The 6,061-nt window shown below is 63.4% G+C and carries 5 protein-coding genes and 2 riboswitches; of the genes, 3 read left to right on the forward strand and 2 right to left on the reverse strand.

Annotated elements, in window-relative coordinates:
* Nucleotides 1-13: 13 nt before the first annotated feature.
* Nucleotides 14-574 (reverse strand): ATP-dependent Clp protease proteolytic subunit, encoded by a 561-nt coding sequence (locus ASR47_RS01310; RefSeq protein ID WP_065305970.1) that lies wholly within the window; start codon nucleotides 572-574, stop codon nucleotides 14-16.
* Nucleotides 575-764: 190 nt separating this feature from the next.
* Nucleotides 765-851, forward strand: a riboswitch (glycine riboswitch).
* A gap of 26 nt (nucleotides 852-877) precedes the next feature.
* Nucleotides 878-984, forward strand: a riboswitch (glycine riboswitch).
* Between the two features lie 102 nt (nucleotides 985-1,086).
* On the opposite strand from ASR47_RS01310, the gene gcvT reads away from it, so the two are divergent.
* From gcvT to gcvP, 3 genes are all read left to right on the forward strand, one after another.
* Nucleotides 1,087-2,208 carry a glycine cleavage system aminomethyltransferase GcvT gene (gcvT, locus tag ASR47_RS01315; protein WP_065305971.1) on the forward strand — a complete coding sequence of 374 codons (1,122 nt, stop codon included), beginning with the start codon at nucleotides 1,087-1,089 and terminating at the stop codon, nucleotides 2,206-2,208.
* 70 nt (nucleotides 2,209-2,278) lie between these two features.
* A complete protein-coding gene (gene gcvH / locus ASR47_RS01320; RefSeq protein ID WP_065305972.1) occupies nucleotides 2,279-2,659 on the forward strand; it encodes a glycine cleavage system protein GcvH in 381 nt (126 codons plus the stop codon).
* Nucleotides 2,660-2,762: 103 nt separating this feature from the next.
* Nucleotides 2,763-5,663 (forward strand): aminomethyl-transferring glycine dehydrogenase, encoded by a 2,901-nt coding sequence (gene gcvP, locus ASR47_RS01325; RefSeq protein WP_065305975.1) that lies wholly within the window; start codon nucleotides 2,763-2,765, stop codon nucleotides 5,661-5,663.
* Nucleotides 5,664-5,735: 72 nt separating this feature from the next.
* Here the strand turns inward: gcvP and ASR47_RS01330 are convergent.
* Nucleotides 5,736-6,061, reverse strand: a 326-nt coding sequence (locus ASR47_RS01330; protein WP_150127622.1) for an IS1595 family transposase, incomplete at its 5' end; no start/stop codon positions are given.

Raw genomic sequence — 6,061 nt, forward strand, 5'->3', positions numbered from 1 at the left:
CTTTTTTGCGTCTTCAGATATTGGTCAGGCGCTTGCCCTTGGGAATTTCGAAATCGCGGATCGCCTCGACCATGCCCACCGTCAGTGCCTGCTCCGCCGTCAGGTGCAGGTCGGAATACGCATGCACCATCCACTGCTCTTCGCTCAAGGCCACATGGCCGCGCAAGATGCGCTCGGTGCGCTGGTCGTCGGCGCGCAAGCCTTCGACGATGATGCTGAGCGCGTCGGGCCGCGCGCCGGGCGAGGCCGTGGCATGCGACTTGTGCACCATGAAGCGCGCCGTATCGCTGGCATAGCGCTGCTGGCCCGACAGGAACAGGGTCACGGCGATCGAGGCCACCGCCCCGGTGTTGTACGTGACCAGCTTGATCGGCAGCTTGCTCAGAAAGTTGTATAGGCAGATGCCGTCGCTGACATAGCCGCCGTTGGACTGGATCAGGATGTGGGCGGTGGTCAGCTTGTCTTCGGTCATGTCGGCCACGGCGTTGAAGACGCGGCGCACCATGTCGCTGTTGACGTCGCCCGACAGGGTGAACCAGCCGTGCTGCTCGATGCTGTTATGGGTTTCGCTCATGGCAATCACTCTTCGGCAAGGACGGTGATGAGGGTATTGAGCATAGCAAATTTCAGCTCCCGCCGTCGTCTTGCTGATCCCGGACGCAACACACTTACATTCAGGAAACATCAGGCCGCAAGCCCCATTCTGGTGCATGCGGGCAGGCGGTTTACAGATTGACAGAAAACCCCTGCTGGCATATATTCCCACCACTTGATCGGGAGAGGGCAAACTCGCGTTGCCGCCGAAGGGGCACTACCCAAAAACTCTCAGGCAAAAGGACCGATCAGGCGAGGCGCAACGATGGCAACGGCCATGCTGCGGCTCAACTCTGGAGAGCGACCGCGGCACTGCCGGCGGTCCACCGAAGGGGCGCACGGAGCGATTGTCTCCGTAATCTCTCAGGTACCAAGGACAGGGGGGTGATGTTCACGCTGGAAAGCCGTGTCGGCCAGTCCATTGCGTGTGCTGTTAACGGTACTGTTAATGTACTGTTATCCCTCCCCTTTCACCTTCGTTCCGAGGAATCAATGACGCTCAACGCAACCCCACTCAATAGCGCCCACCGTGCCAGCGGCGCCCGCATGGTCGATTTCGGCGGCTGGGACATGCCTGTCAACTATGGTTCGCAAATCGAAGAACATCACGCCGTGCGCAGCGACGCCGGCATGTTCGACGTGTCGCACATGTGCGTGGTCGACATCGAAGGCCCGAACGTGCGCGCCTTTTTGCGCGGCCTGCTGGCCAACAATGTCGACAAGCTGCAAGTGTCGGGCAAGGCGCTGTATTCGTGCATGCTGAACGCCGAAGGCACTGTCATCGACGACCTGATCGTCTACTTCTTCAACGAAAACTGGTTCCGCCTGGTGGTCAACGCCGGCACGGCCGAAAAAGACGTGGCCTGGATGCGGCAGCAAAACAGCGCCACCAACAGCGGCCTGACGATCACCGAGCGCCGCAGCGCCAACCATCCGATGGCGCTGGTCGCGGTGCAGGGCCCGAACGCGCGCGCCAGGGTATGGCAGGTGCTGCCGGAAACGCAGGCCGCCTCCGAAGCGATCAAGCCCTTCAACGCCGTCATCGTCAAGGACACGCCATTTGGCGAAGTGATGCTGGCGCGTACCGGCTACACGGGCGAAGACGGTTTTGAAATCGGCGTGGCCGCAACCGAGGCCGAAGCGCTGTGGAACGCGCTGGCGGCCGCCGGCGTGAAGCCGGCCGGCCTCGGTGCACGCGACACGCTGCGCCTGGAAGCGGGCATGAATCTGTACGGCCAGGACATGGACGAAAGCGTCAACCCGCTCGACGCCGGCCTGGCCTGGACCATCGACCTGGTCAGCGAACGCGACTTCATCGGCAAGGCAGCCTTGCTGGCGAAAGGCCAGAACGCGCAATTCGTCGGCCTGATCCTGCGTGAAAAAGGCGGCGTGCTGCGCGCCCATCAAAAGGTCATCGTCGCCGGCAGCGACCAGGCTGGTGAAATCACCAGCGGCACCTTCAGTCCGTCGATGCAGGAAGCGATCGCACTGGCGCGCGTGCCCAACGGCGTGAACGTGGGCGACACCGTGCAGGTGGAAATTCGCGGCAAACAACTGGCGGCGTCGGTCGTCAAGCTGCCTTTCGTGCGCAACGGTAAAATCCTGGTTGCGTAACGTATAGAGCATGCGCAAGACAAAACAAACTCAATCACCAAAAACCGAACATTTACATCTGGAGCCACACATGAACATTCCTGCAGACCTGAAGTACACCGCCTCCCACGAATGGGTACGCCTGGAAGCGGACGGCACGGTCACCGTCGGCATTACCGAGTACGCACAGGATGCACTGGGCGACATCGTGTTCGTCGAACTGCCTGACGTCGGCGCCACCTTTACCGCCGGCGACGACGCCGCCGTGGTCGAATCGGTCAAGGCCGCCAGCGACATCTACGCTCCGGTTTCGGGCGAAGTTACCGCCGTCAACGACGACGTCGTCAACGCGCCGGAATCGATCAACGCCGACGCCTACGCCAACTGGCTGTTCAAGATCAAGCCGGTGGACGTATCGTCGCTGGACGGCCTGCTCGACGCCGCCGCTTACGGCGCCGCCACCGGCGAGTAATCACGCTTGATCCACGGGCCGCGCTTGCGGCCCGTTTGCATTTTTCATGCGCAGCGCCCGCGCGCCGCACCCCGGTTTTTTCAGTCTTTTTGGCCTCTATACCATGACCCGCACCAGCCTGACCCAACTCGAAGCACGCGATGCCTTCATCGCCCGCCATATCGGCCCCTCCCCTTCCGAACAGGAAGCCATGCTGTCCACCCTGGGCTACGCCTCGCGCACCGCGCTGATCGATGCGCTGGTGCCGGCCAATATCCGCAACCAGGGCGCGCTGCCGCTGGGCGCCTACTCGCAGCCGATGCCGGAACAGGAAGCGCTGTCGCGCCTGAAAGCCATCGCCGGCAAGAACCAGGTATTGAAATCGCTGATCGGCCAGGGCTACTACAACACCTTCACGCCTGGCGTGGTGCTGCGCAATATCTTTGAAAACCCGGCCTGGTACACGGCGTACACGCCTTACCAGCCCGAGATTTCGCAAGGCCGCCTGGAAGCGATCCTGAACTTCCAGCAAGTGATCACGGATCTCACCGGCATGGGCATCGCCAACGCCTCGATGCTCGACGAAGGCACGGCCGCCGCCGAAGCGATGACCCTGATCCAGCGCGTCGGCAAGTCGAAATCAAACGTGCTGTATGTCGCCAGCGACGTGCTGCCGCAAACGCTGGAAGTGGTGCAGACGCGCGCCGAGCCGATCGGCATCGAAGTGCGCACGTTCGACCCGGCTGAAATCGAAGCGCTGGGCGACTGCTTCGGCGTGCTGCTGCAATACCCTGGCGTCAACGGCGTGGTGCGCGACTACCGCGCCGGCGTCGAAAAACTGCACGCCAGCGGCGCGATGGTGATCGTCGCGGCCGACCTGCTGGCCCTGACCATGCTCACGCCGCCCGGCGAATGGGGTGCCGACGTGGTCGTCGGCAACAGCCAGCGCTTCGGCGTGCCGCTCGGTTTCGGCGGCCCGCACGCGGGTTATCTGTCCACCCGCGACGCCTTCAAGCGCAATATGTCGGGCCGCCTGGTCGGCGTGACCGTCGATGCGCAAGGCAACAAAGCCTATCGCCTGGCCCTGCAAACGCGCGAGCAGCATATCCGCCGCGAAAAAGCCACCTCGAACATCTGCACCGCGCAAGTGCTGCTGGCCGTGATGGCCTCGATGTACGCCGTCTACCACGGCCCGGTCGGCCTGCTGCAGATCGCCAGGCGCGTGCACCGCTTTACGGGCGTGCTGGCGGCCAACCTGACAACCCTGGGCCACAAGGTGGTCAACCAGACCTACTTCGACACCCTGACGATCCAGGTCGCCGACGCCGACGCACTGCACGCCACGGCGATTGCCCACGGCGTCAACCTGCGCAAGATCGACGCCACCCACGTCGGCCTGTCGCTCGATGAAACCACCACCCGCGACGATATCGCCCTGCTGTGGACCGTGTTTGCACACGGCGTGGCCAACGCGCCTGCCGCACCGGACCTGGACGAGGTGGAGGCGGCGGTGGAAAGCGCGCTGCCGGCCAATCTGAGCCGGACCAGCGCCTACCTGACGCACCCGGTTTTCAACAGCTACCACTCGGAACACGAAATGCTGCGCTACCTGCGCAGCCTGGCCGACAAGGACCTGGCGCTGGACCGCACGATGATACCGCTCGGTTCGTGCACCATGAAGCTGAACGCGACGTCCGAAATGATCCCGGTCACCTGGCCCGAGTTCTCGAACATCCACCCGTTCGCGCCCGACGCGCAAACCGTCGGCTACCGCGAAATGATCGCCCAGCTGGAAGAGATGCTGTGCGCGCTGACCGGCTACGCGGCCGTGTCGCTGCAGCCGAACGCCGGCTCGCAGGGCGAATATGCGGGCCTGCTGGTGATCAAGGCCTACCATGAGTCGCGCGGCGAAGGCCACCGCAATATCTGCCTGATTCCGTCGTCGGCGCACGGCACCAACCCGGCATCGGCCAATATGGTCGGCATGCAGGTGGTCGTCACCAGCTGCGACGCCAACGGCAACGTCGACCTGGCGGACTTGAAGGCCAAGGCGGAAAAACACAGTGCCAACCTGGCCTGCGTGATGGTCACCTACCCGTCCACCCACGGCGTGTTCGAAGAAGGCATCCAGGAACTGTGCGAGATCATTCATTCGCACGGCGGCCAGGTGTATATCGACGGCGCCAACATGAACGCGCTGGTCGGCGTGGCCGCACCCGGCTCGTTTGGCGGCGACGTCTCGCATTTAAATTTGCACAAGACCTTCTGCATCCCGCACGGCGGTGGCGGACCAGGCGTGGGTCCGATCGGCGTCGGCGCCCACCTGGCGAAATTCCTGCCGAACCAGCGCTCTTCCGGTTACGAGCGTGACGCATCGGGCATCGGCGCCGTCAGCGCCGCGCCGTTCGGCTCGGCCAGCATCCTGCCGATCTCGTGGATGTATATCGCCATGATGGGCGCCGAAGGCCTGACAGCGGCGACCGAGACGGCGATTTTGGCCGCCAACTATATCGCGCGCCGCCTGTCGCCGCACTATCCGGTGCTGTACACCGGCCACGACGGCCTGGTCGCCCACGAGTGCATCCTGGACCTGCGCCCGATCACCGACGCCACCGGCATCAGCAACGAAGACGTGGCCAAACGCCTGATGGACTTCGGTTTCCATGCGCCGACCATGAGCTTCCCGGTACCGGGCACGCTGATGATCGAGCCGACCGAAAGCGAATCGAAGGCCGAGATGGACCGCTTCATCGACGCCATGATCGCCATACGCCACGAGATCGCCAAGGTCGCCAGCGGTGAATTCGACCACGACGACAACCCATTGAAACACGCGCCGCACACGGCGCAGGTGCTGCTGGCCGACGCCTGGGACCGCAAATACAGCCGCAGCGTGGCCGCCTATCCGGTCGCCTCGCTGCGCGAGCGCAAGTACTGGCCGCCGGTGGGCCGCGCCGACAATGTCTACGGCGACCGCAACCTGTTCTGCGGCTGCGCGCCGATCAGTTCATACGAAGAAGAGTAAACGCGTAGCGCCCGTCCCGACGGGCGTCTCGGTCCACACGAAGGCAGGCCACGCGGCCTGCTTTTTTTTAGGCTATGTCACCATCAAATGTGGGAACGTCCCCAAAGTGGCCCTGAGCAAGCTTTCGGGGGACAATATTCTCCTGGCGTCGAGTATCCAGCGCCAGCCCAGGTAGTTGGGCAGGTAGCGCGTGGCCACGCCATGAAACGCACGCAGCCAGTCACGCAGCCGGCTGTGATAGGCGTTGACGTTCTGCACATGCACGGTGCCGCGTACGCGGATGCCGGCCCGCAGGTTGACCGCCGCATGCTCGATGCCGATCTCCCTGGCAAAAGCGGGATAGGCAGGATGGCCATCGCTGACCAATAAAATGTCACGGTCGATCACCGGCGGCAGGC

Origin of the sequence: Janthinobacterium psychrotolerans (assembly GCF_001677885.1) — a bacterium.
Lineage (GTDB): Bacteria > Pseudomonadota > Gammaproteobacteria > Burkholderiales > Burkholderiaceae_D > Janthinobacterium > Janthinobacterium psychrotolerans.

Coding starts and splice junctions, on each gene's coding strand:
- ASR47_RS01310 (WP_065305970.1), bottom strand. CDS start 574: ATGAGCGAAACCCATAACAGCATCGAGCAGCACGGCTGGTTCACCCTG.
- gcvP (WP_065305975.1), top strand. CDS start 2,763: ATGACCCGCACCAGCCTGACCCAACTCGAAGCACGCGATGCCTTCATC.
- gcvT (WP_065305971.1), top strand. CDS start 1,087: ATGACGCTCAACGCAACCCCACTCAATAGCGCCCACCGTGCCAGCGGC.
- gcvH (WP_065305972.1), top strand. CDS start 2,279: ATGAACATTCCTGCAGACCTGAAGTACACCGCCTCCCACGAATGGGTA.